This is a genomic window from Periweissella fabaria (assembly GCF_918814575.1).
Classification (GTDB): domain Bacteria; phylum Bacillota; class Bacilli; order Lactobacillales; family Lactobacillaceae; genus Periweissella; species Periweissella fabaria.
On the sequence record NZ_CAKKNS010000001.1, the window covers coordinates 63,468 to 86,965 of the forward strand.

Sequence of the window (23,498 nt, forward strand, 5' to 3'; positions counted from 1 at the left end):
GCTATTTTTGGTATAATACTTTTTATTGATGGAGATATGGCAGAGTGGTAATGCAGCGGACTCGAAATCCGCCGAACCCGTGTTGAACGGGTGCGCAGGTTCAAATCCTGTTATCTCCTTAAATGAAGGTATTGAGTAAGTGCCGAAAATAATCTAAAAAAGACTACGCCCTTTGTGATGCTAAGGGCGTAGTCTTTTTTAGTCATCTAGGATAAATATCTGATTACTTTTAATAGCAATTTTGTAGGGTTTGCCATTATGGTATACTTAAAGTAATAATATTAATGAGGTAGATAACCGTGGATAACAGTATTGAAGCACAACTTGAATTATTGATGAATAAAGCGCGCGTTTCCGCTAAAGTTAGCGATGTAACCATGATTTTAAACAGTATTGAAGACCCTGATTTTGCCGAAACAAAAGCTAAGATTGAAGCTGCTTTAAAAGAATTTATTAATAAGCAAGCCCACTATGGTGAATAATGTTTTGAAAGTCGACGTTTAATGTCGGCTTTTTTGTATTAAATGGCTATTTACACATATCAAATGAAAGCGTATTATAAAAAATACATTAGAAGATTATTAGAAAAGGGATAGTGCATGAAAGCAACGTTAATTGCTGAAGATTTTTCGGCAGTCGGCCAAATATCAATGGTCGCAGCATTAAATATTTTTAGTGCGTTTGGGATTACAACAGTGGCGATGCCAACGACAATTCTGTCAACGCAAACGGAAGCCTTTGGTACGCCGGTAGCCAGTTCAACATTACAATGGAGTCAAGCAGCTGCTGCGCATTGGCAAGCAGTACCAGATATTACAATTGATAGTGCGTTAGTGGGGTATGTAGGGAATGTTGCAACGGTTCATCAAGTACAAACCGAATTAATGCGGCTGCGGCCTAAGTTAGTTGTGATAGATCCAGTGATGGGCGATCAAGATCAATTGTATCCAGATTTTGATACAACGTATGTCGAGGCGATTCAAGAGTTAGTGCAAGTTGCAACGGTAATAACCCCTAATTGGACGGAATTACAGTTATTGACTAATCAACCACTAGGGCAAAAGCCAACTATTAGTAATGTCGCCTTATTAATAAACCAACTTAAGCACCAACATAAGGGCGCCTACGTTGTCGTAACTGGAATTAATTTTGATGATGCTGTTGCAATTGCTTATCAAGATGATAGCGGTCAAATTCAATATATTAAGCAGACCAAGTTTCCAGGTCATTTTTATGGAGCTGGTGACGTCTTTAGCGCCTTGCTATGCGGTTATTTACAACGTGAGACGAGCTTTGCTAAAGCGGTCCAAGCCGCAGCAAGTGGCGTTCATTTAGTAATTGCAACAACCGCAACTTTACCGGTTGATAATCGTAAATTTGGCTTACAGTTAGCACCCGTTTTAGCTAAAATTGCGTTGCAAAAGTAAATACAAGAGGTGAAAATAATGATTACAATTGAACAAATTAAAACTGACTTACGGAACGTTTTGGACGATTATTTTGCTCAAGTTACAAACCCGGGGAAAATATTTGTGGTTGGTTGTAGTACGAGTGAAATTAGTGGTAGTTGGAAGGGAACTAATTCGCGATTAGATGTGGGCCAAGCGGTTTATGAAACTATTCAACAGTATTTAGAACCCCGGGGGATGGCCATTGCGATTCAAGGTTGTGAACATTTGAACCGGGCGTTATTAGTTGAACGGACCGTTGCAGAAGCCCATAATTTTGAGATTGTTGATGTTGTACCAGCCATCCATGCTGGTGGTGGGACCCAAGTGGCCGCTTATCAACAAATGCATGATCCGGTCGAAGTTGAACACATTGTGGCCCAAGGAGGACTTGATATTGGGGGGACTGAAATTGGGATGCATGTTAAATTTGTCCAAATTCCCGTTCCTTTAAAACATCGCGATGTTGGGGCAGCCCGGGTCGTGGCGCTCACAAGTCGCCCCAAAAAAATTGGGGGAGCTCGTGCAAAATACGAATTTACAACAGCAAACTTGGAGGAATAGATTATGGATTCAAAAATACGATTACGACGATTGATTTTTGGTGCGTTAATGATGGCTTTAACAGTTGTCCTAGGACGAATATTTATTATTCCGATTCCATGGACACATGGTAATATTAATTTATGTGATGCTTGTATTTTAATTTGTGCCCTCGTTTTAGGACCCGTACCAGGGGCCATTGTGGGTGGCTTAGGTGGCTTGTTATTAGATTTAATTTCTGGATATAGTCAATACATGGTCTTCTCGTTGATTGCCCATGGTTTGGAAGGTTTTATTGCTGGTTGGTTATTTAAAAAGTACCATCGTCAACCAGTCGCATTAGGATTGGCAATCCTAGTTATGGTTATTTGCTATTTTGCTGCTGATTCATTCTTATACACTCCCGTAGTTGGTGCCTTAGGGATCCCAACTAATTTGATTCAAGGAATTGTGGGAGCAATTGTTGCGTTAGTTGTTGTACCACAAGTTAAGAAATACCGAGAAAAATTATTATAAATAGTTATCGAATCCGTACGCACTGTTAATGTTGTCGTGCGGATTTTTTGTTAGCTTATATTGGTCTGCCGGAGACGATAGCCCCGACAATGGAGCGGTAAGATGGTATGGATATTGCAGATAAAAAAACGTTTTAGTTGTTGTTGAAATTCAGCAGGTGTGAATTCTGCAAATTCCGATAAAAGCTGATAAAACGGTTGGTGGTCGATGATACTATCAATAAATGTGGTAGGGTCAGTAATGATAACTTGCCAAATTTGGGGCTGAAATTTAGAATTTCGGACCATAATTGCCAATTCACCATTATAAAAATAAGGGCGTGACATAACAAATGTGATTAAAAATAATCTTTGATCAATGAAACTTTCGGTAGTTGGACCATAAATGTCATAATATTTAGCTAATTGGTTGAGGTCAGCAAGGGTAAGTTGCTCAAACGATTGTTGTCCGTTACGTATTTGCGAAATTAGGTGTGCATTAACCGTGATTTTTTCAGTGAAGTTAGTGAGCGGAATATCACTTTGTAATAAAGTTTGCGCTTTTTTGATGAATGATAAGGTCATTATTTAGCCGCCTTTTGGAAATTTTTTATTGTAAATAAAGATACGTAAAATTTCGTAAAAGGCAGGATAAATTTAATTTTGAAGTTACTTAAACGCCTAAATTAGCCACTTTTTGGAAATTTAAATCAAGAAAATTAAAAAATGCAACGACTGATTAGAGCTTGCAAATATTTAAATTAGAAAATTAAATTATATTTTAATGTTGACATGATAAATTAATCGTTTTATAATTTAGCCATTCAATGATGTTGAAGAGATGAGTAAATATCAAGGTGATTGCATAGAGAGCTAACGTGGTGGTGAAAGTTAGTATCACATTGATTTTGAAGATGGTCTCTGAGTCGTAATAAAGTGAGCTCATTTGGTGGACAAGCTTTATTCGGTAAAACGCCCGTTATCGCGTGCAGGTATCTCGTCAGATGTACCTCGTGAGCAAAGAATAGTGATATTCTTTGGAATATGGGTGGTAACACGAATTTTTTCGTCCCGTAGTCTAGTAATAGACTACGGGACTTTTTTTGACTAAAAAGCAACGTGAATTGAAAATAAAAATAATAAATGGTATTTTGGAGGATTTAAGTATGACAACAACAGTAGTAGGATTTCCACGTATTGGTGAACACCGTGAATTAAAGCGCATTACTGAAAAGTATTGGAAAAATAATGCATCACAAGCTGAGTTAATTGAAGCAGCCACTGCCATCAAAGAAAAGCATTGGAATATTCAAGCTCAAGCTGGCATCGATTTTGTTAGTGCAGGTGATTTTTCATTCTTTGATAATGTTTTGGATACAGCATACTTACTTAACATTATTCCTAATCGCTACCGTGAACTAGGCTTAAATGATTTAGATCAATATTTTGCTTTAGCTCGGGGTTATCAAGATGGTGATAAATCAGTTAAGGCCTTGCCAATGAAGAAGTGGTTTAATACCAACTACCACTACATCGTACCTGAAATTAATGATACAACTGAAATTAAAGTTACTGGGACGCGTTTGTTTGATGATGTGGCCTTAGCAACAAGTAAATATACCAATGTAAAAGCGTCAATTGTTGGGCCATTTACATTACTTAAGTTAGCCCGCTATATCGGTACTAAACAAGCGGCTGACTTTGCTGCTGCGACAATTGCGGCCTATCAAGAAATCTTTGCTAAGTTAAATGAAACCAGTATTGCTTGGTTACAAATTGACGAACCTGCCTTAGTATTTGATTTAACGGATGAAGATAAAGCCTTCTTCCAAGACATTTACACGCAATTATTAGCCCAAGAACACGACTTCAAAGTTAATATTCAAACTTACTTTGGAGATGTGCGTGATATTTACAGTACCTTGGTTGCTCTCCCAGTTGAAGGGCTTGGGTTGGACTTGCTTGAAGGTAAGTATAACCGCGAATTAATTAAAGAGCTTGGTTTTCCAAGTGACAAAATCTTGTTTGCAGGCGTGGTCAATGGTAAAAATATTTGGCGGAATGAATATCGTAAGACAATTGAATTAATCAAGAGTCTCCCCGTTGAAAACTACATTTTGTCAACGTCATGTTCATTACTCCACGTACCATTTACCACTGCCAATGAACCTAACTTGAATCCTGATTTATTACAACATTTAGCCTTTGCGGTCGAGAAGTTAACGGAATTAAAAGACCTGGATGAAATCTTAGCCGGTGAAGATAAGACGGCGTTGGCAAATAACGAAGAATTATTTGCTAGTGTTAATCACCCATTTGATGCCAATGTGCATGCCCGCATTGATCAACTAACAGAGGCTGATTACCACCGTCAACCATCACGTGAAGAACGAGCTAAAATTCAAAAAGCTGAATTTAACTTACCAGAATTACCAACGACTACGATTGGTTCATTCCCACAAACAGCAGATGTTCGTAGTAACCGGGCCAAGTTCCGCAAGGGTGAAATTACCCGTGAAGAGTACGACCAATTTAACCACGAAAAAATCGCTGATATTATTAAATTCCAAGAAGAAATTGGCTTAGATGTCTTAGTTCATGGAGAATTTGAACGTAATGACATGGTCGAATACTTTGGGGAACACTTAGCTGGATTTGAATTCACTAAAAATGCATGGGTTCAATCATATGGTTCACGGGCTGTTAAGCCACCAATTATTTGGGGGGATGTAAGTCGTAAAGAAGCAATCACGGTTGCAACTTCTGCCTATGCCCAAAGTTTAACTGACAAGTGGATGAAAGGCATGCTTACAGGACCTGTAACCATCTTTAACTGGTCATTCCCACGTGAAGATATCACCCCAGAAGAATCCGTAACTCAAATTGCTTTGGCTATCCAAGATGAAGTCCTTGATCTTGAAGCGCATGGGATTAAGATTATTCAAATCGATGAAGCCGCTTTACGTGAAAAATTACCACTTCGTAAGAGTGATTGGTTCAAAGAATATCTTGACTGGGCAGTACCAGCCTTCCGGTTAGTACACAGTAAGGTTGAACCAACGACTCAAATTCACACGCACATGTGCTACAGTGAATTTAATGACATCGTTAAAGCAATCGATGATTTAGATGCTGATGTGATTTCATTTGAAGCATCACGTTCTGATTTATCATTGATTGAAGATTTAAAAGCCAATAACTTTGAAACTGAAGTGGGCCCTGGAATTTATGATATTCACTCACCACGAATTCCTAGCAAAGATGAACTTGTTGGGATTATTGATAAGATTTTGGCTAAATTACCAACTGAAAAAGTGTGGATTAACCCAGATTGTGGTTTGAAAACACGTGGTGATAAAGAGGCAACTGAAAGCTTAGAAAACTTAGTTGCTGCTACATTTGAAGTACGGGAGAGATTAAATGGCGCTAACTGATTTGTTTGAGAAAAAGACCGTTTTCTCATTGGAAGTCTTTCCGCCCCATACCGAGGTAGGTATTGAGAATTTGAGTAAAACATTGGTTGATTTAAAACAAATTAAGCCAGATTTTATCTCAGTGACCCTTGGAGCAGGTGGTTTAGCTAAGAGTGAGGACACAATCAAAGTTGCAGATTTTATCCAAAATGATTTAAAAATTCCAGCCGTGGCCCATGTCCCTGGTTTATATCAATCAAAAGATAAGATTACGAAGTTATTAGATGATTTAGCAGCCCACGATGTCAAGAATGTGTTGGTCCTTCGAGGGGATGCCATTGAAGGGGAAATCCCCGTTGGTGAATTTAACCACGCTAATGATTTAGCAGCGTTTATTAAAGAATATGGGACGTTTGATATTGCGGGTGCTTGTTATCCTCAAGTGCATTTGGAATCAACATCAACGGTGGATGATATTCGGTATTTGAAGAAAAAAGTTGATGCAGGTATTACCCACTTAATCACCCAGGTATTTTTTGATAATACGCATTTTTATAATTTTAAGGAACGCCTTGAATTAGCGGATATTGCTGCCCCAGTTGAAGCGGGAATTATGCCATGTACAAATAAGAAACAAATTGAACGGATTGCACAAATTACCGGGATTGAACTACCGAAAAAATTTGTTTCTATTCTATCACGGTATGAAAATAAACCTGAAGCGATGCGAGATGCAGGGATTGCCTTTGCGGTTGATCAAATTGTGGACTTAGTATCATCTGGTGTTGATGGCATTCACTTATATACGATGAATAATGCTGATAATGCAAAACGAATTTGGGAAGCAACCCATTCGTTATTTGAAGATGCTGCCGATGTTAAGGCGGCTACACATTAAGCTAGACGTAGGATTATAGCTAAAATAGCTAACTAAAAAGCCGCTTGGAAAATTTATTTTTCCAAGCGGCTTTTGGCGATTATTTCGATTGCATTTTCTTAAAGAAGCCAAGACAACTTATTAAAGCACTAAAAATTAGTACGAATAGACATGCTAAGCCGATTAGTGAACCTAAATTAGTTCCGGCGGTTATTGAAGATTGGTGCGCTTGGGTAACAGTCATAATAGTTGCAACGATGGTTGTGGCAACGGCCCCAATAAATTGTTGTAACGTATTAAAAATGGTTGAACCATCACCGTATTCGGCGGCTGCTAAGGAATTCATCCCGGCAGTCATCAAGTTACTATATGCAAAACCGGTGCCGATTGAATATGTAGCATGTGCCAAGACTAACAGCCAAATTGATTTTTGCCAACAAGCCAAAATTAATAATAAAAGACCACAGCAGGCAACCGTTAAACCACCAATGATGGGTTTTTGAGGGCCGACCCGATCAAGTAGGCGTCCAGCAACTGGTGCTAATAAGGCACTGATTAATGCACCGGGTACCATGACAACCCCCGCAATAAAGGCATTATAACCAAGACTAATTTGAATAAAAGTGGGGATAATAAATGAACCACCTAAGAACAAGGCTTGAATTGCTAAGAAGCTCAATAAGGCAATCGTATAAGGGCGTTTTTTAAGGACGTCAAGATGTAGGAGGGGTTGAGGACTTGTTTTAGCACGGCGAATACTGTAACCACCAGCTAAAAGACCGACAAAGAAAAGGCTGATATTTAAAGGTTTAGTTGGTTCGTTTAAAAACATCAACATACCAGTAAAAAAGATGGCTAGACTAATCAAGTGAAGTGTATCAAGCGAACTAGTACTATTGGTTTTTTGATAAGGAATCGCATATAAACCAATCAATAAAGAAACGACCAAAATGGGAATTAAAAACAAGAAGATATAGTGCCATGAATAATTAGTCGTTAATAAGCCACCATATGTTGGTCCAATAGCAGGCGCAATGGAAGTTGTTAACGTTCCAATGCCCATCATTAACCCCCGTTTAGCTAGTGGTGCAAACGTTAAAATAATGTGAAACATTAATGGTAAGCCAATCCCCGTTCCAAACCCTTGAAAGAAGCGTCCAAGAAGCAAAATTGCAAAATTGGGAGCTAATAAATCAAGACTTAAACCGAGAATAAACAGTAAATTAGCAATAATGAAAAGGGGCTTAATAGCAAATCTTTTTAGTAAATAATTGGTTAATGGGACCATAATGGCGATTACTAATAAATACATGGTCGTGACCCATTGAACCGCACTAGGATTGATATGGAATTGCTCAATCAAAATGGGAAAAGTCACGTTCATAGCAGTTTCAATTAAAACACCACTAAATGATAGTAATCCAGTTGCGATAATGGCAGCAAAAAGGTGTAGCTTGCGAGTCATATTTCCTCCTAAACACAAAAAAACAGAGATAATCCCTAAAATAAATTGGGATCGCCTCTGTTGTTCGACACGTAAAGTGTTATCTGTACGATATTTATATATTCCTTTTATTATATATAATATGCAGCCTTGAGCGCAACTATTATTAATGAATTCTTAAATAAAAAGGTTTTTAAAATAAATTAAAAGCGCTTACATGTTATTGCTACCGCTATTTCTTAAATTTTGTTATAATTTAGGTGTCTTATATAGTGTATTTATTATCCATCGATAGAGGAGGGGTTATGCGATGAAAGATATTAATATTCCAAAAATCTTAAAAGCATTTTGTATTTATGCAGTTGTTTTATTTGTTTCATACGCAATTTCATATTTTTTGAAATTGTCATTTCCAAAATTTCCGGTACCAACACCATTAGTTGGCTTAGTGCTATTGTATGCTGCATTGGAATTTAAAATTGTAAAAGTTGACGATATTGATGGCTTTTCATCAGTTTTAATTGGTTTAATTGGATTCTTATTTGTACCATCAGGGGTATCAATTATGGTTTCCTTAGATATCTTAAAAGCGGAAGGATTACAGTTAATTACCATTATTGTCTTATCGACGGTAATTATGTTATTGAGTGTAGCTTGGACAACGCAATTGGTCTTCAAGTACTTAACCAAAGAACACGGTGATTTACATTTAGAAGATGTGAAAGAGGGGGAGTAAGCACATGGCATTATTTTTACAAACGCCATTTTGGGGCATTTTTTTATCAATTACGACATTTGTCTTTGGCCAGTTTCTCTTTAAGAAATCAAAAGGTTTCTTTTTATTCCAACCATTATTTGTTGCGATGGTTTTAGGCGTTATCATTTTGTTAATTGTTAGTCAATTAACGAACATCACACCGGCCCAATCATATGCTAATTACAAATTAGGTGGTGATATTTTATTCTGGTTCTTAAATCCAGCAACCGTGGCTTTTGCCGTTCCATTATACAAACGGCGTGATATCTTGCATAAATATTGGATCCAAATTTTCTTATCATTAATTGTTGGAATGATTATTTCATTAATTTTGATTTTTGGTATCAGTAAAGTGCTTGGTCTTAGCCATACTTCACTAGGTGCAATGTTACCTCAAGCGGCAACGACAGCTATTGCTATTCAAATTTCAGCCAATGTCGTAGGTGGTCAAGCGGGTGTTACCGCAGCAGCAATTACTGCGATGACAGCTATCTTGAATGCCGTCTTGATTATGGCATTAGGTGATAAGCTAGTTAAATGGTTTAAACTTGAAAATAACCCAATCGGAATTGGGCTTGGTTTTGGGACCGCTGGTCACACGATTGGTTCGGCTAAAGCAATGGAATATGGCTCAGTGCAAGGAGCAATGGCCGCGATTTCAGTAGTTGTTGTTGGCTTAGTTGTTGATATTGTGGTGCCAATCTTTGCTAAGATTATTGGATTCTAACAGTCGCAAATAAGCGAAGTTAAACGAGTGCGTGTCAGTAGTCAAGCAATATCAGGAAATACTAGTAAAAAGGCCCGGAAAATTTATTTTTCTGGGCTTTTTATGTATCTTTTGAATATATCAGATTACGGGAATATGTTTTGATAGTGAATTTTTGCTAAAAATATGGCATAACTTTTGAGCCGTTACAGGATTTTAGCAGCTAAACTTAATTTTTTTAATAGGATTAATTTGTCAGATATGGGATAATTATTAAATTAAGAATAAAGGATTTTTGGTGGTATTATGAACAAACATCGATTTTATGAGTATGGCATGAAAGCCCTTGTTTTAGTATTTACTGGGGTTATTGAAGCGGTTGCCCTAAACCAATTTTTAACCCCCAATAATATTTTTGCTGGTGGTTTTACTGGGGTCTCACAATTACTCTCATGGGTCTTACATACGTCTTTTGGAGTTAATGTCTCAGCCGGGATTTTTGTGTTACTTTTTAATATTCCGATAGCAATTATTGGGTGGTTAAAAATTGGCCCCCAATTTACCGTATTAAGTTTTATAAACTCATTTTTAACGTCATTTTTAATTGTCGTCCTACCAGTTACGCGGTTAACGACTAATCCCTTGTTAGCTTCTCTATTTGGTGGTTTGCTAGTTGGGGCTGGGACAGGGTTAACATTCCGGTATGGATTTTCAACGGCTGGGATGGATATTGTGGCCATGGTTGTTCAAAAAACGACCGGTAAGTCAATTGGGACAATTAGTATGACGATTAATTCAGTAATTGTGGCAATTGCAGGTCTTAATATTGGTTGGACTAATGCGATGTACACCATTATTGGTATTTATGCTTCATCACGAATTATTGATACATTACATACTCGTCATCAACGTTTAACGGCATTTATTGTGACATCACATGCTGATGATGTGGTAGCAGCCTTACATGCGGATTTAATTCGGGGAATTACGGTATTAGACTCACACGGTGCTTACACTAAGCAAGCATCCAAAACATTGATGATTGTTATTTCGCGGTACGAATTATACGAGATGGAACATATTGTTAAGAGTGCAGATAACGATGCATTTATAAACTTAGTTAGCACGGTTAATTTATCTGGTAATTTCTGGGATGAAGATGCGCAAAAGTTAATACATAACCAATCAGTTGTTGGAAGTCCTAAATAAAGCGAGTATAATTATCCTTAAATAAAAATATTAGCTTTAATGTGAGGTAATGAAAATGCCAATTGTGCATATTGAATTAATTGAAGGTCGCTCACAAGCTGCGATCAAGAAAATGGTGCAAGATGTAACTACTGCTGTAGCCACTAATACTGGTGCCCCAGCGGAACATGTGCACGTGGTTGTCAATGAAATGGCTAAAGAACGCTACGCAGTTGGTGGTGTATTGAAGAGTGACGAAAACTAAAAAAGGCGTGGCACGATGCCACGCTTTTTTTAGTTAATAAATCAAGATAAAAGTAGAGGATAAAGTAGATGACAGATGATCAATTTATCATGGCAATCGACCAAGGAACAACTAGTACGCGGGCAATTATCTTTGATAAACAAGGTGAGATTGTTAAAATTGCCCAACATGAATTCCCACAAATTTTCCCCCATTCGGGATGGGTTGAGCATGATGCCAATGTGATTTGGGAAACGGTGCAACAAGTAGTTGCGGATGTGTTAATTCAAGCTAATATTAAGCCTTTCAAAATTGCGAGTATCGGTATTACTAATCAACGGGAAACAACGGTAATTTGGGATCGCCTTACCGGTGAACCAGTTTATAATGCGATTGTTTGGCAATCTAAGCAAACAGCTGAAATTGCCGATGAACTAAAGGCAGCGGGCTTAACTAAAAAAATCCATCAAAAAACGGGTCTAGTTGTTGATTCATACTTTAGTGCAACTAAGATTATGTGGATTTTAGACAACGTTTCAGGAGTACGTCAACGAGCTGAAAAAGGCGAGTTGATGTTTGGAACGATCGATACATGGATTCTTTACAAGTTAACTAATGGGCATAAACATGCTACCGATTATTCAAATGCTAGTCGGACCATGTTGTTTAATATTAATACTTTAGAATGGGATGATGAGTTATTAGAACTGTTCAATATTCCACGAAGTTTATTACCCGAAGTAAAGCCCTCATCTGGTAATTTTGGATACACACAAGACTTTGGATTTTACGGTATCAAAGTCCCAATTGCTGGGATTGCTGGGGATCAGCATGCCGCTTTATTTGGTCAAGCAGCATTTGAACCAGGTATGGTCAAAAATACGTATGGTACAGGGGCATTTATTATGCTCAATACGGGTGATACACCTAAATTTTCGGATAATGGGTTATTAACGACGATTGCTTACGGGCTTGACGGTAAAGTTACGTATGCCCTAGAAGGCAGTATTTTTGCGGCTGGATCAGCAATTCAATGGCTACGTGATGGGATGCAATTAGTTGAGCGCGCTAGTGATACTGATCAATTAGCAACTAATGCTGACCAAAACGATGACGTGTATGTGATTCCAGCTTTTACTGGTCTTGGTGCACCGTATTGGGATCAAGATATGCGGGGTGCTGTCTTTGGTTTAACGCGAGCGACAACTAGGGAGCAATTCGTACGGGCAACCGTTGAATCGTTGGCTTATCAGACACGCGATGTGGTCGCAACCATGGCGGCAGATACGAAGTTACCAATTACGACATTAGCCGTTGATGGTGGGGCTTCAAACAATGATTATTTGATGCAATTTCAAGCCGATATCTTAGACCGTGATATTAAGCGGCCGATTGTTAGTGAAACAACTGCGTTAGGGGTGGCATTTTTAGCTGGTTTGGCGGTTGGTTTCTGGCAGGATCAAGCTGAGTTGACTAAAATGTGGCAACTACGCGACACATTTTCAAGCCAAATGCCAGATAAGGTTCGGGAGCGGAAGTATGCTGGTTGGCAAATGGCAGTTAAGGCAGCCCAGGCTTTTAAAAATTAAATATCATGTAGTAAAAAGCTAGGAAAATTAATTTTCCTAGCTTTTTGTTAGTATTTTTTGATTCATCTAACTTCTGTCATAAATCTATGTTTATTGGCATTGATCACGAATAATTAGTTATTATCAAGTTCATCCGTTAGTAAAGCTAAAACGTCATTTGGTGTAGCAAGCGTATACTCTTGTAAGTCATTAAAAGGATCGAGACTAGGAATACTCCAACTAGCTAATGCAAAATCAATCCCGGCTGCATGTGCGGCTTTCATGTCGTGAATTGAATCCCCGATGTAAACAGAACTATCAGCATCGGCATCGAGTTTTTCAAGTGCAGCTAAAATAGGATCAGGGAATGGTTTCATGCGCCGAGTTTGACCAGCAAAAACAAACGCATCAAAGTAATCAATGATATCAAAACCATCAATGTGGTCAGCAAACTCATCGGGGGTGTTTGATGTCACAATTGCTAGATGAACATCATGTTGTTTTAACGCGGTAAGAGTTGCTTTGATCCCTTTGAATAGGTCAACTTCTGACCAAAAATCATGATAATGACTTTGCCATTCTGCTTGCATTGCTTCAACATCATCAATGCCAAAATATTCCAGTGCTTCTTTAGAAGGTAGGCCGAAAATCTTATAAACTTCTTCGTATGTTTTCTCAATTCCGTGATTGGCGAGTGTTAATTGGAGCGATTTCATGTACATTTTTTCGGTATCAAGGAGGGTGCCATCGACATCAAAAATAATAAATTTTTTCATAATTACTTACCTCAATTGATTTAGCATAAAGTAATTATAACGAGTTTAGTTAATGAATGTAAATTAAAAAAGGAGTTAGATTCTTAGAATCTAACTCCTTTTTATGCTAATTATAGTTAATAGCGCTTAAATCATAATAAACATTGGTAAAATCATTGGCTTACGTTCAGTTTTTTCATAAAGGAATGATTGTAAGTCTTCAATCACCGCATTACGAATACTATTTTCATTAGCATTAGGATTTTCCATGGCTCGCCGGATTGTCGCAAAGACACGGCGGCGACCTTCATTAATCATTTCACCCGATTCACGCATGTAGACAAAGCCGCGTGAGAGTAAATCTGGTCCAGCAGTAATCTCTTTGTTAGCGAGATTAATTGTTGCCACCACAACAACTAATCCATCTTGGGATAGCATTTGGCGATCGCGTAACACGACATTACCAATATCACCAATTCCGTTTCCATCAACGTAGACGTCTTCGGCACTGAAGTGACCGGCAACGCGTGCTGAATCACTTGTTAAGGCTAAGACATCCCCATTTTCAAGAACGAAGCTATTTTCAGCTGGAACACCAATCTCTTCTGCTAAACCAGCATGGACTTTAAGCATCCGGTATTCACCGTGAATAGGCATAAAGTATTTTGGTTTCATCAATGATAGCATTAACTTTTGTTCTTCTTGACCACCGTGCCCAGAAGTGTGAATGTTGTTAATCTTACCATGGATAACAGTGGCACCAGCTTCTTCTAATTCATTAATTACCCGGTTAACTGATTGGGTATTTCCTGGAATAGGTGAAGAACTGAAAATAACGGTATCATTCGGTTGGATTGATACTTGGCGGTGGGTCCCATTAGCAATCCGTGCAAGGGCTGCCATGGGTTCACCTTGTGATCCAGTACATAAAATCATGACCTCTTCAGCTGGTAGGTGATTGATTTCGTAAGCATCAACTAAGGCAGAATCTGGAATATCAAGATAACCTAATTCACGCCCATTATTAATAGCAGTTTCCATTGAACGTCCAAAGACGGCAATTTTACGTCCTTCAGCGATTGCTACTTCAGCAGCAACTTTAACCCGTGAAAGGTTGGAAGCGAAAGTGGCAAAAATAATCCGGCCGTTGACATTTTTGAAAATCTTCTTAATAGAACGGGCCACAAATTGTTCAGATTTCGTAAACTCTGGTCGCTCAGCATTGGTTGAGTCTGACATCAAAGCTAAGACACCTTCAGAACCGATGCGGGCCATTTTTTGTAAGTTAGGTGGCTGTTTTGTTGTTGGCGTGAGGTCAAATTTGAAATCCCCCGTTTCAACAATTACACCACTTGGGGTAGTAATTGCTACTCCAAACGTATCAGGAATTGAGTGAGTTGTACGGAAGAATTCAACCTTCATGTTGTCAAACTGTAAGATAGAATCTTCGTTGATTTCATGAAGTTCTGTTGAATTCAATAAACCGTGTTCCTCAAGCTTACCTTTAATTAAAGCTAAAGCTAGGGGACCAGCATAAACCGGAACATTGACGGCGTTTAAAAAGTAGTGAATTGCTCCGATATGGTCTTCGTGTCCATGAGTAATTACGAGTGCTTTGATTTTTTCGACGTTTTCTTTTAAATATGAGTAATCCGGAATAACATAGTCAATTCCGAGTAATTCATCTTCCGGGAATTTAATACCGGCATCAATGACGATAATTTCATCGCCAAATTGAATTCCATAGGTATTTTTACCAATTTCGCCGAGACCACCAACAGCATAAATCGCAGTCTCATCTGGACGAATATCCAGTTGTTTGTCCATTAAATTAAATCTCCGTTAAGGAGAAGTTAACGCTTTCTTGTTCATATTCGAGTGCCGCCGTCGACAATTCTTCAATGAATTCGATATTGTGGGTTGTTTTACTTTCAACGTCATGGCGAACCTCAGCTAAGCTAGCGCCTTGTACGTACATTACCCGTGTGTTTTCCCGTTTAGGGTTTTGTGCTTTTGTTTCTTGGTAGTAAATCTTGAATACCATTAAATTCGTACTCCTTAGTTTAAAAAAATTTTCACGACATAGACTTGTTTATATTATATCAAAAATCATGTATATTGTCATTGTACAATAATTTTCAAATAATGTTTTAAATATCCGCATGGGGGAGAGGTTTATGATATTTATTATTACAATGCTTGGTTTAGTTTTAGTAAGCATAATTATTTCAGTCATTCGTCGCCATGCTGCCCAGACGACCACTAATCAATTAATTATGAGTAGCCAATTACCAACTAACCAAGCAATGCGGTATGCGCAGGTCACATTACCAGAGTTATTTGACCAATCACAACCGATTAGTTCAACCTTGGTTGCTAATGTTTGGGGGCATGGGGTGATGGCCTTTGAGTTTGTATTTGACGATTTACGGATGGCCAATCAAGTTACTGCGATGACCGAATTAGAGGTCACGCTTAATCAATTTGCCACGCAAAATAATTTGATAGGATACCAGGGGTTAGTCAAGCCATTCAAAGTAACTGATTTTTGGCAAGCATTGGATGATCATAAATGGCATATTGATATTACTTATATTGTTAACCAAGTGACCTTAGAGTATACACATGATATTGAAAAACTTAACACACGCGCATGATTTTGCTATAATTAATACAAAATAGCGTGAGCTAAACAAGATACGGGAGAAAAACGCATGACCCAAGTAAAAATTGTGACTGATTCATCAGCCCGATTGTCAGCAACAGAAATTAATGATCTTGATATTACAGTTGTTCCATTAACTGTGATGATTGATGGTACGGTTTACGCCGATGGTGAAACTATTACCGGGACCGAATTTATGGACAAAATGGCAGCTGCAGAGGCATTACCAAAGACTAGTCAACCAGCATTAGGTGTCTTTGTTGATAAATATGATGAGTTAACTGCTACCGGTGAAGATGTTCAAATCTTAAGTATCCACATGACTGATGCCCTTTCAGGAACAGTGCATTCAGCCGAACAAGCTGGTCAAATTTCTAAGGGGGATGTCGTTGCTATTGATTCACAAATGACGGACCGTGCTTTAGGATTCCAAGTAATAACGGCGGCTAAAATGGCCAAAGAAGGTGCCTCACGTGATGAAATCATCGCCGCAATTAATGATGTCCGTGACCATACTAAGTTGTACTTAACCGTACCAGCTTTGGATAACTTGGTCGCTGGTGGCCGCCTCAACAAAGCAGTTGGCTTTATCGGTGGTTTCTTAAATATTAAAGTGGTTCTTGAAGTGATTGATGGGAAAATTACGATTGCTGCTAAAGGGCGTGGTATGAAAGTCATTAACAAGGCTTACCAAGATTTCTATGCTGAAATGGCGACACATGGTTCAATTAAACGTGTTGGATTATCGCATGCAGGTAACTTAGAAGATGCCTTAATGGTTAAAGAAGAAATCAAGCAACGTTTCCCAGATGCTGAAATTTTTGTTGATCAAACATCACCAATTATTGCTACCCACACAGGTGTTGGTGCGTTAGCAGTAATTTATGAATTTGGTGAATAATAGACTGACCTTATCGTCAGCTTATTGATGTCAGCTAGTTGTAATGTAAAATTACAATGCTAATATTCAAAAGTTCGCATGGTTCAGTAAATGAATCATGCGAACTTTTCGTTATAAGTTATTTTTGGAGAAAAGGAGTGTCGCAATATGCGCAAAATTATCAAAATTGCGGTATTACTTGGTTTGATTGGCGCATTAGGTGGCGGTGGTTATTGGTTGTTGCATCAAGATGCTAGGCAACCGCAGATAGCACAGCCCCAGAAAAAACAGCCTCAACGTACCGAAGTTAAGCAACTTAAAATTGTCGCCCTTGGGGATTCATTAACTCAAGGAGTCGGAGATACAACCCCTGAGCATGGTTATCCTGGTCGGATTGCTAAAGCCGTTAACCACCAAACCAAGATTCCAACAACAGCACTAAATCTTGGTAAAGAAGGTGATCGCTCAGATCAAATACTACAACGCTTAAAAACAAGTGTTGAGCAACAAACAGCGGTTAAAAATGCTAATGTGATTGTTTTAACAGTCGGGGGTAATGATTTATTAAAAGTCCTTCAAGGCGCCATTGTCGGGCATTCGGAAGCACAGGTTAGTAAAACTGTCGCCAAAACAGTACCTGAATATGAACACAGCTTAGGCCAATTGCTAAGCGCCATTCGGACATATAATCCGCATGCTGCCTTATTTTTATTTGGTAATTATAATCCGCTATATGTTTATTTTCCTAAATTTAATGCGATTAATACAAGTGTCGCAAACTATAATGAAGTAAATGCTACAATGATTAAAAAATATGATGGTTATTATGTGCCAACATTTAATCAATTAACATATGGTCAATATCAAGATGGTCAAGCTCGTCAAAATTTAATTGTGCAAGCAAATGAAGTCGGGACTAATTTCTTAGCAGCGCTTTCAAGTGCCCGTTTACAGACGGATGAGAAAAATAATTTTCTGTCGCCAATCGATCATTTTCACCCTAACGCCAAAGGCTATGATGTTATGACTAAGGCGTTGTTACAAAAAATGTTACTCCATGATAGTTGGAAGTATACCAAGTAAAAAGAGGTAAGGTAATGCGAAATAAACAAGCAAGTAAACGTATAAATAGATGGTTTTTAGGTTTTTGGACGTTGGTTGTCGTCATTATTTTAGGACTTGGTACAGGGATTGTTTTAGCGAATACGCCCGCTACTAATGATACGGCAAGCCAAGTAAACACCACCAATGCTGATAGTTCATTTGATATTGTGTTAAACAAAGATCAACTTAATAAATTGGCCAACCATTATTTAAAGACACAACATGTTGGCCAAGGGCAAGCAATTGCTTTTGCAATTAACAATTATGTAAATATTTACGGTAAAGTAAATGTGCTAGGACAGTCATTAGATGTTGGTATTGCGATGGTTCCCCACGTAACAGCTGAGGGTAATATTATCTTAAAAGCACATGCGATTAATGTTGGGCAATTACAATTGCCAACACGTTTGGTATTAGGAATTTTTGCTCGAACTTATAAAGTTCCAGCTTGGGTATCAATTAAGCCACGGCAAAATGAAATTGATTTACAATTAGATCAATTGAAAACAGTCAATGGGTTTAATTTTTCAGCTAAAACAATCGATATTCCAGCTGATAAGTTCCAATTTGAAGGACGGATTAAATAATGTATCAAACATTTTATCAATTTTTGATGACGCAACGAAATCATCTTGCATACGATGAGATTAGTAACTTTGCCCAAAATGCGTTTTTAGATCAAGCATTTCCTAAGCAAGCAACTGATTATCATCAAATTTCTGAATATTTAGAACTAAACGCTGGTTACCTCCCAAGTATGGATATTTTCGATACAGTGTGGCAGCGTTATACTGAAAGCGAAGGTTAAATATGGCACAAATTATTCAATGGTAGAATGACCTGATTAATAACTCCTTAAGAAAACATGAAGCTGAAAATCGATAGAAACTGAATTATGATTAGCGAAAAGCCCTTATAGATTAAGGGCTTTTTCTTTTTTAGAAGTGGAGTAAATATATCAAAAAAATTTAATGGAATTTATATTTTTATAATGTGTTGATCAATAATAAGCCATAAGCTTCGAAATTTGCCCAAAAATTTGCCCAATCAAAATTTAATGAATTATTGAATAGTACCCTGGTACAAAAAAACTTAAATATTTATATACCAACATATTTGGTATAATCGTACTATCTAAAAAATGATTAATAAGGGGTTAAGCATAAAATGATACAATGTAAAATAATAGCTGAAACTTACTTTTTTTCAGCATTCTTAAAAGGCAACTCCAATAGAGTTGGAGGTTTTTTAAATGTCTGAAAATAATTTTAATGACCGTCCTCATAAAAATGAGAAAGCTGATTCGATTGCTTACGTTAAAACTCTAATTGAGAAAGCACAAGATGAAGCTCGTGAAGCTGATATTTCAAAGCTCGAAAAGCTGATTCAAATGCTCAACACCAAGAAGTATGGTCTGGTCTGGGAAGAACACGCTGAAGAAGTTGAGGAAGAAATGAAAACCAAAATTCCTGTATTTATAGAAGCTGCAAGCAAGAAAATCATTGGTAATCCTGATTCAGAAGATTATAATTTCCTTTTGGAGGGAGACAATCTTCACAGTCTGCATCTATTGGAGAAAACGCATCTCGGTAAGATTGATGTCATTTATATTGATCCACCTTATAATACGACAAATGAAGGCTTTACTTATAATGATAAAAAAGTGGATTTAAATGATGCATATCGTCATTCAAAGTGGCTTTCTTTTATGGAAAAGAGATTAACAATTGCAAGTTCTTTATTATCTAAAAATGGAATTTTATTTATAAGCATTGATGATAATGAATATCAAAATATCAAATCATTAACAGACGAAATTTTTGGTGGAAATTGTTTTGTTACAAGTTTTATTTGGCAAAAGAAAACAGGTGCGTCTGACGCCAAAGGTATTGCGACAATTACAGAATATATTCTTTGTTATTGCAATAATCAAGATAGATCTAAATGGAATAATATCTTTTCACAAAATTTTGGCTCATTCGATAAAAATCGCTATCGCCACACTGATGAATATTATAATGTGCGTGGTCCTTTTTACTTTGATAATCTTGATCGTGGTGGATTAACATACAGTGATTCAATGAATTTCGGAGTTGAAGCCCCTGATGGGAAGATGATTTATCCAAATGGACGTCAAAAATTCGAAAATGATGGTTGGATTTGGAAATGGGGAAAAAACAAAATTGAATGGGGCTTTAAGAATGGTTTTTTAGAATTTCAAGAGTCTGAAAATAAAGCTAGTGGTTGGGCTTTAAAGTACAAAAACTACCTTTATGTTGATAATGAAGGAACACCGATTGAACGGTCAGCACCTTATAAGAATTTAATACAGTTCGTGATAAATCAAGCAGGAACAAATGAACTAAAATCAATGTTCAACAATAAATCTCCGTTCTCTAATCCTAAACCGTCAGAATTAATTAAGTATCTAATTTCGCTTTCGAATAAAAAAGATGCAAAAGTGTTTGATTTTTTTGCTGGAAGTGGAACGACAGGTCAAGCGGTATTAAAATTAAATCAAGAAGATGATGGGAAAAGAACTTTCATTTTAGCTACCAATAATGAAAACAATATTGCTGAAGAAATTACTTATACGAGACTAAGCAAAATAATAAACGGATATAAAGCTTCTTCTAAGACAAAAAATCTTTTATATGAATATAAATTTACGATTTCAAAGTTAAAAAATGCAGGCAATGTGTTGGAGTACATGGAAAATGTTATTGCTGAAAATAAAGAAAAATATGATTCTATTAGTAAGTCAATGAAAGATAATGTTCTTCAAGTATTCGGAGAGTACAATAAAGGTTCAGATGTTCATGGAATTCCTGCGAATTTAAAATATTTTAAAACGGATTTTGTTGTTAAAAAAGAATTTCCTGATGTTTCTCTTGAATATGAATTGTTGAAATATGTAACACCACTTGTAGAGCTTGAGTTTGGCATTGATATTACGAATCCTAAAGTTCAAATTGTTTTAAACGAAGAACAGCTTGAATCATTGATTGATAATAAACAACTTATTAGTAATTCAACAATGTTCATGCATCCTGATGTTTTTAGAGATGATAAACAAAATCAAATCTTACAAGATCTACAAATTAAAGTACAAGAAATCCCAAATTATTTCTTTGGAACGGAGTTGTGGGCAAAATGATAGAATTAAAAAATTTTCAACAAGATGTAGTCGATAAACTTTTGGCTTTTATAGCACCTGAATATGGTGTTAATAACTTGACGATTAAAGCGCCAACTGGAGCAGGTAAAACCATCATGCTTTTATCATGGATTGACGAATATATCCGTTCAACTGGTGATAATGTCGCTTTTGTTTGGTTCACACCAGGTGCAGGAGAGCTTGAAGAACAATCACAAGATAAAGCAAATAGCTTTTCAAGTATTAAGGCTCAATCTGTAGATGATGCGCTACTGAATGGTTTTGAACGAGGTTCAGCGACTTTTGTCAATTATGAACGTGTAGTCGGTAAAAAATCAAAAGCAATGCTTACTAATAGTGAACGAGATAATCTGGTTGATAAAATCGAAAAAGCTTTTCAAAATGACCGTCATTTTATCGTAATTATAGATGAAGCACATCGCAATGATACGAATAAAGCGCGTGAGATAATCTCACGATTCAAAGCAAAAAAAACGGTTCGTGTATCAGCAACAATTGATGATCCAAATACACCAGATATAATTGAGTTTTATGAAGTATTAGAAGAAGCGGTAATCGCATCTGGTTTGATTACAAAAGCGGTAGTGGTCAACGAAGAAATCGATACAAGTCTTGATGGAACAGATGAGTTCGTAATTTTATTTGATGCAGCCGAAAAGAAACGTCAACAAATTGTGGCTAGCTACATTGAAAATGGAGTAACAGATATTAACCCACTCGTACTGGTCCAACTTCCTGATGAATCTACACCCGATTTATCTTTACGTATTGAAAAGCATCTTCAAGAAACGATGCATAAAACGTATGAAGATGGCAAACTTGGTATCTGGCTTTCTGAACAAAAACGTAACGTCATTGATGTGAACAAACTTGATAATAAAGTAGAATACCTTATTATTAAACAAGCTATTGCGACAGGTTGGGATGCACCACGCGCTAAAATTTTAATTAAAATTCGTGAAAATATGGGAGAACAGTTTACAGTTCAAACACTTGGACGAATCCGCCGTATGCCACAACCATGGATAGGTCACTATAATGTTGATGTGCTTGATAATGCCTATCTTTATACTTTTGATACAGATTTCTTAAACGGGGTATTTGCACAAGGCGCAGCAGTTGCACCAACTCCATTATTAAATCTGAAAGATAAAGGTAAAAATTTAAAGCTGATTTCTGAACGAGTGATTAATTATGATGAAGTTCTGAATGAAAAAATGATTCTTAATAATATATATGTAGGATTGAAAAAACGTTTTAATTTTACAGATGATTTAGAGGCTAACAAACATATTCTAGAAACTAATGGTTATATCTTAGGGAACAAAATATTAACAACGTTCAAGCAGGGACGCTTTGACACGCTGAAAAATGTAGAAAATCTTATTGATCGAGAACGCTGGGTAGAAGCTGATTATCAAGATAATCGAATAGACTTACTCCATGCTTTCCACGAACTTGATCGTGTAATTCATTTACCAGTATCTAAAGTTGAAGCAATGCTTAAGCGTTTCTTCTTATGGCGAGGTTATTCTCTTGTAACTTCCATTTTAAAATTAGATGCGAATGAATGGACGGCATTCATTTTGAATAACTGGCGTGCTTTACGTGAAGAATTCAGAAAAATAGATGTGGCACAAGCGATTCAAGGAAGTCTTGATTTAGATAATATCCAAAAGAATGATTTTACGATTCCTTTGACAGAACGATATACGTATAATCCAAAATTGCCAGATACAAAAATGGTTCAAACTAATGTTTATCAAGGGTACACGACAGCATCTATTGCAGTTCGACCAAGTATTGTTGAACGTTTGATGGAACGCTGGCTTGAAGAACATTCGGATATTGTTGATTTTGTTTATAAAAACGGAGATAAGGGTCCTCAATATTTTTCACTTGTTTATAGAACTAACGGAGGAGTTTCACATTTTTACCCTGATTTTATTATCCAGATGAAGAATGGTGACATTTATGTTATTGAAACTAAGGGTGGTGAAGATGTTAAAGGTCGTGATAAAAACATCGATTCTTATGCACCAGCTAAATATGAAGCATTGAAGAAATACGCTAAGGAATACAATATCAAGTGGGCGTTTGTACGTGATATGAATGAGGAGCTTTTTTATCTTAATGGTGGCGAGTGGGTAGATGAGATGGTAGCTGATAAATGGCAGCCTATTATTAAACTTTTTGGATTTATAGAAGATAAAAATAGAACGTCAGAGATATGA

23 protein-coding genes, 1 tRNA gene and 1 other annotated feature are annotated in these 23,498 nt (G+C 37.1%); of the genes, 19 read left to right on the top strand and 5 right to left on the bottom strand.

Annotation, left to right across the window (positions count from 1 at the left end; translation table 11 throughout):
* Positions 1–30 precede the first annotated feature (30 nt).
* The 5 genes from LQZ75_RS00335 (at position 31) to LQZ75_RS00355 (ending at position 2,507) form a co-directional block, all read left to right on the top strand.
* Positions 31–119, top strand: a tRNA-Ser gene (locus LQZ75_RS00335).
* A gap of 180 nt (positions 120–299) precedes the next feature.
* The gene (locus LQZ75_RS00340; RefSeq protein ID WP_230095853.1) at positions 300–482 is read left to right on the top strand and encodes a hypothetical protein; all 183 of its coding nucleotides are present in this window, start codon (positions 300–302) and stop codon (positions 480–482) included.
* Positions 483–599: 117 nt separating this feature from the next.
* Positions 600–1,427: a PfkB family carbohydrate kinase gene (locus tag LQZ75_RS00345; protein WP_230095854.1), complete on the top strand. Its 828-nt coding sequence runs from the start codon at positions 600–602 to the stop codon at positions 1,425–1,427.
* Positions 1,428–1,448: 21 nt separating this feature from the next.
* A complete protein-coding gene (locus LQZ75_RS00350; protein ID WP_230096362.1) occupies positions 1,449–2,012 on the top strand; it encodes a TIGR01440 family protein in 564 nt (187 codons plus the stop codon).
* Between the two features lie 3 nt (positions 2,013–2,015).
* Positions 2,016–2,507: an ECF transporter S component gene (locus LQZ75_RS00355; protein ID WP_230095855.1), complete on the top strand. Its 492-nt coding sequence runs from the start codon at positions 2,016–2,018 to the stop codon at positions 2,505–2,507.
* Positions 2,508–2,557: 50 nt separating this feature from the next.
* Here LQZ75_RS00355 and LQZ75_RS00360 read toward each other — a convergent pair whose 3' ends face one another.
* The gene (locus tag LQZ75_RS00360) at positions 2,558–3,070 is read right to left on the bottom strand and encodes a hypothetical protein (RefSeq protein ID WP_230095856.1); all 513 of its coding nucleotides are present in this window, start codon (positions 3,068–3,070) and stop codon (positions 2,558–2,560) included.
* 239 nt (positions 3,071–3,309) lie between these two features.
* Positions 3,310–3,562 (top strand) — a binding site (T-box leader).
* 89 nt (positions 3,563–3,651) lie between these two features.
* Between LQZ75_RS00360 and metE the strand changes: the two genes are divergently transcribed.
* Together metE and metF are read left to right on the top strand one after the other, a co-directional pair.
* Positions 3,652–5,919 (top strand): 5-methyltetrahydropteroyltriglutamate--homocysteine S-methyltransferase, encoded by a 2,268-nt coding sequence (metE, locus tag LQZ75_RS00365; protein ID WP_230095857.1) that lies wholly within the window; start codon positions 3,652–3,654, stop codon positions 5,917–5,919.
* A complete protein-coding gene (metF, locus tag LQZ75_RS00370; RefSeq protein ID WP_230095858.1) occupies positions 5,906–6,796 on the top strand; it encodes a methylenetetrahydrofolate reductase [NAD(P)H] in 891 nt (296 codons plus the stop codon). The genes metE and metF overlap by 14 nt, the downstream gene beginning before the upstream one ends.
* A gap of 79 nt (positions 6,797–6,875) precedes the next feature.
* On the opposite strand, the gene LQZ75_RS00375 is transcribed toward metF, so the two are convergent.
* The gene (locus LQZ75_RS00375) at positions 6,876–8,240 is read right to left on the bottom strand and encodes an MDR family MFS transporter (protein ID WP_230095859.1); all 1,365 of its coding nucleotides are present in this window, start codon (positions 8,238–8,240) and stop codon (positions 6,876–6,878) included.
* Positions 8,241–8,529: 289 nt separating this feature from the next.
* On the opposite strand from LQZ75_RS00375, the gene LQZ75_RS00380 reads away from it, so the two are divergent.
* From LQZ75_RS00380 to glpK, 5 genes are all read left to right on the top strand, one after another.
* On the top strand, positions 8,530–8,955 hold the full coding sequence (locus tag LQZ75_RS00380) for a CidA/LrgA family protein (RefSeq protein WP_230095860.1): 426 nt from the start codon (positions 8,530–8,532) through the stop codon (positions 8,953–8,955).
* Between the two features lie 4 nt (positions 8,956–8,959).
* Positions 8,960–9,703 carry an LrgB family protein gene (locus tag LQZ75_RS00385; RefSeq protein ID WP_230095861.1) on the top strand — a complete coding sequence of 248 codons (744 nt, stop codon included), beginning with the start codon at positions 8,960–8,962 and terminating at the stop codon, positions 9,701–9,703.
* 285 nt (positions 9,704–9,988) lie between these two features.
* Complete coding sequence (locus LQZ75_RS00390; RefSeq protein ID WP_230095862.1) at positions 9,989–10,891, top strand: YitT family protein; 903 nt, start codon at positions 9,989–9,991, stop codon at positions 10,889–10,891.
* 55 nt (positions 10,892–10,946) lie between these two features.
* Positions 10,947–11,135, top strand: coding sequence for a 2-hydroxymuconate tautomerase (gene thmT / locus LQZ75_RS00395; protein ID WP_230095863.1), 189 nt, complete (start codon positions 10,947–10,949; stop codon positions 11,133–11,135).
* Positions 11,136–11,203: 68 nt separating this feature from the next.
* On the top strand, positions 11,204–12,703 hold the full coding sequence (gene glpK, locus LQZ75_RS00400) for a glycerol kinase GlpK (protein WP_230095864.1): 1,500 nt from the start codon (positions 11,204–11,206) through the stop codon (positions 12,701–12,703).
* Between the two features lie 113 nt (positions 12,704–12,816).
* Here the strand turns inward: glpK and LQZ75_RS00405 are convergent, their stop codons facing one another.
* The 3 genes from LQZ75_RS00405 to LQZ75_RS00415 form a co-directional block, all read right to left on the bottom strand.
* Positions 12,817–13,458, bottom strand: coding sequence for an HAD family hydrolase (locus LQZ75_RS00405; RefSeq protein ID WP_230095865.1), 642 nt, complete (start codon positions 13,456–13,458; stop codon positions 12,817–12,819).
* Positions 13,459–13,584: 126 nt separating this feature from the next.
* The gene (rnjA, locus tag LQZ75_RS00410; RefSeq protein WP_230095866.1) at positions 13,585–15,264 is read right to left on the bottom strand and encodes a ribonuclease J1; all 1,680 of its coding nucleotides are present in this window, start codon (positions 15,262–15,264) and stop codon (positions 13,585–13,587) included.
* 4 nt (positions 15,265–15,268) lie between these two features.
* Positions 15,269–15,481, bottom strand: a complete 213-nt coding sequence (locus LQZ75_RS00415) for a DNA-directed RNA polymerase subunit epsilon (protein WP_230095867.1) — start codon at positions 15,479–15,481, stop codon at positions 15,269–15,271.
* 133 nt (positions 15,482–15,614) lie between these two features.
* Here LQZ75_RS00415 and LQZ75_RS00420 point away from each other — a divergent pair, with 133 nt between their 5' ends.
* The 7 genes from LQZ75_RS00420 to LQZ75_RS00450 all read left to right on the top strand — a co-directional run bounded on the left by LQZ75_RS00420 (position 15,615) and on the right by LQZ75_RS00450 (position 23,498).
* The gene (locus LQZ75_RS00420; protein WP_230095868.1) at positions 15,615–16,094 is read left to right on the top strand and encodes a hypothetical protein; all 480 of its coding nucleotides are present in this window, start codon (positions 15,615–15,617) and stop codon (positions 16,092–16,094) included.
* A gap of 57 nt (positions 16,095–16,151) precedes the next feature.
* Positions 16,152–17,003: a DegV family protein gene (locus LQZ75_RS00425; protein WP_230095869.1), complete on the top strand. Its 852-nt coding sequence runs from the start codon at positions 16,152–16,154 to the stop codon at positions 17,001–17,003.
* A 147-nt stretch (positions 17,004–17,150) separates the two neighbouring features.
* Positions 17,151–18,065: a GDSL-type esterase/lipase family protein gene (locus LQZ75_RS00430; RefSeq protein ID WP_230095870.1), complete on the top strand. Its 915-nt coding sequence runs from the start codon at positions 17,151–17,153 to the stop codon at positions 18,063–18,065.
* A 14-nt stretch (positions 18,066–18,079) separates the two neighbouring features.
* Positions 18,080–18,673 (top strand): YpmS family protein, encoded by a 594-nt coding sequence (locus LQZ75_RS00435; protein WP_230095871.1) that lies wholly within the window; start codon positions 18,080–18,082, stop codon positions 18,671–18,673.
* The gene (locus LQZ75_RS00440) at positions 18,673–18,894 is read left to right on the top strand and encodes a YozE family protein (protein ID WP_230095872.1); all 222 of its coding nucleotides are present in this window, start codon (positions 18,673–18,675) and stop codon (positions 18,892–18,894) included. Before LQZ75_RS00435 ends, LQZ75_RS00440 begins: the two co-directional genes overlap by 1 nt.
* A 444-nt stretch (positions 18,895–19,338) precedes the next feature.
* Entirely contained in the window at positions 19,339–21,243 is a 1,905-nt protein-coding gene (locus LQZ75_RS00445; RefSeq protein WP_230095873.1) for a site-specific DNA-methyltransferase, read from the top strand.
* On the top strand, positions 21,240–23,498 hold the full coding sequence (locus LQZ75_RS00450) for a DEAD/DEAH box helicase family protein (RefSeq protein ID WP_230095874.1): 2,259 nt from the start codon (positions 21,240–21,242) through the stop codon (positions 23,496–23,498). Before LQZ75_RS00445 ends, LQZ75_RS00450 begins: the two co-directional genes overlap by 4 nt.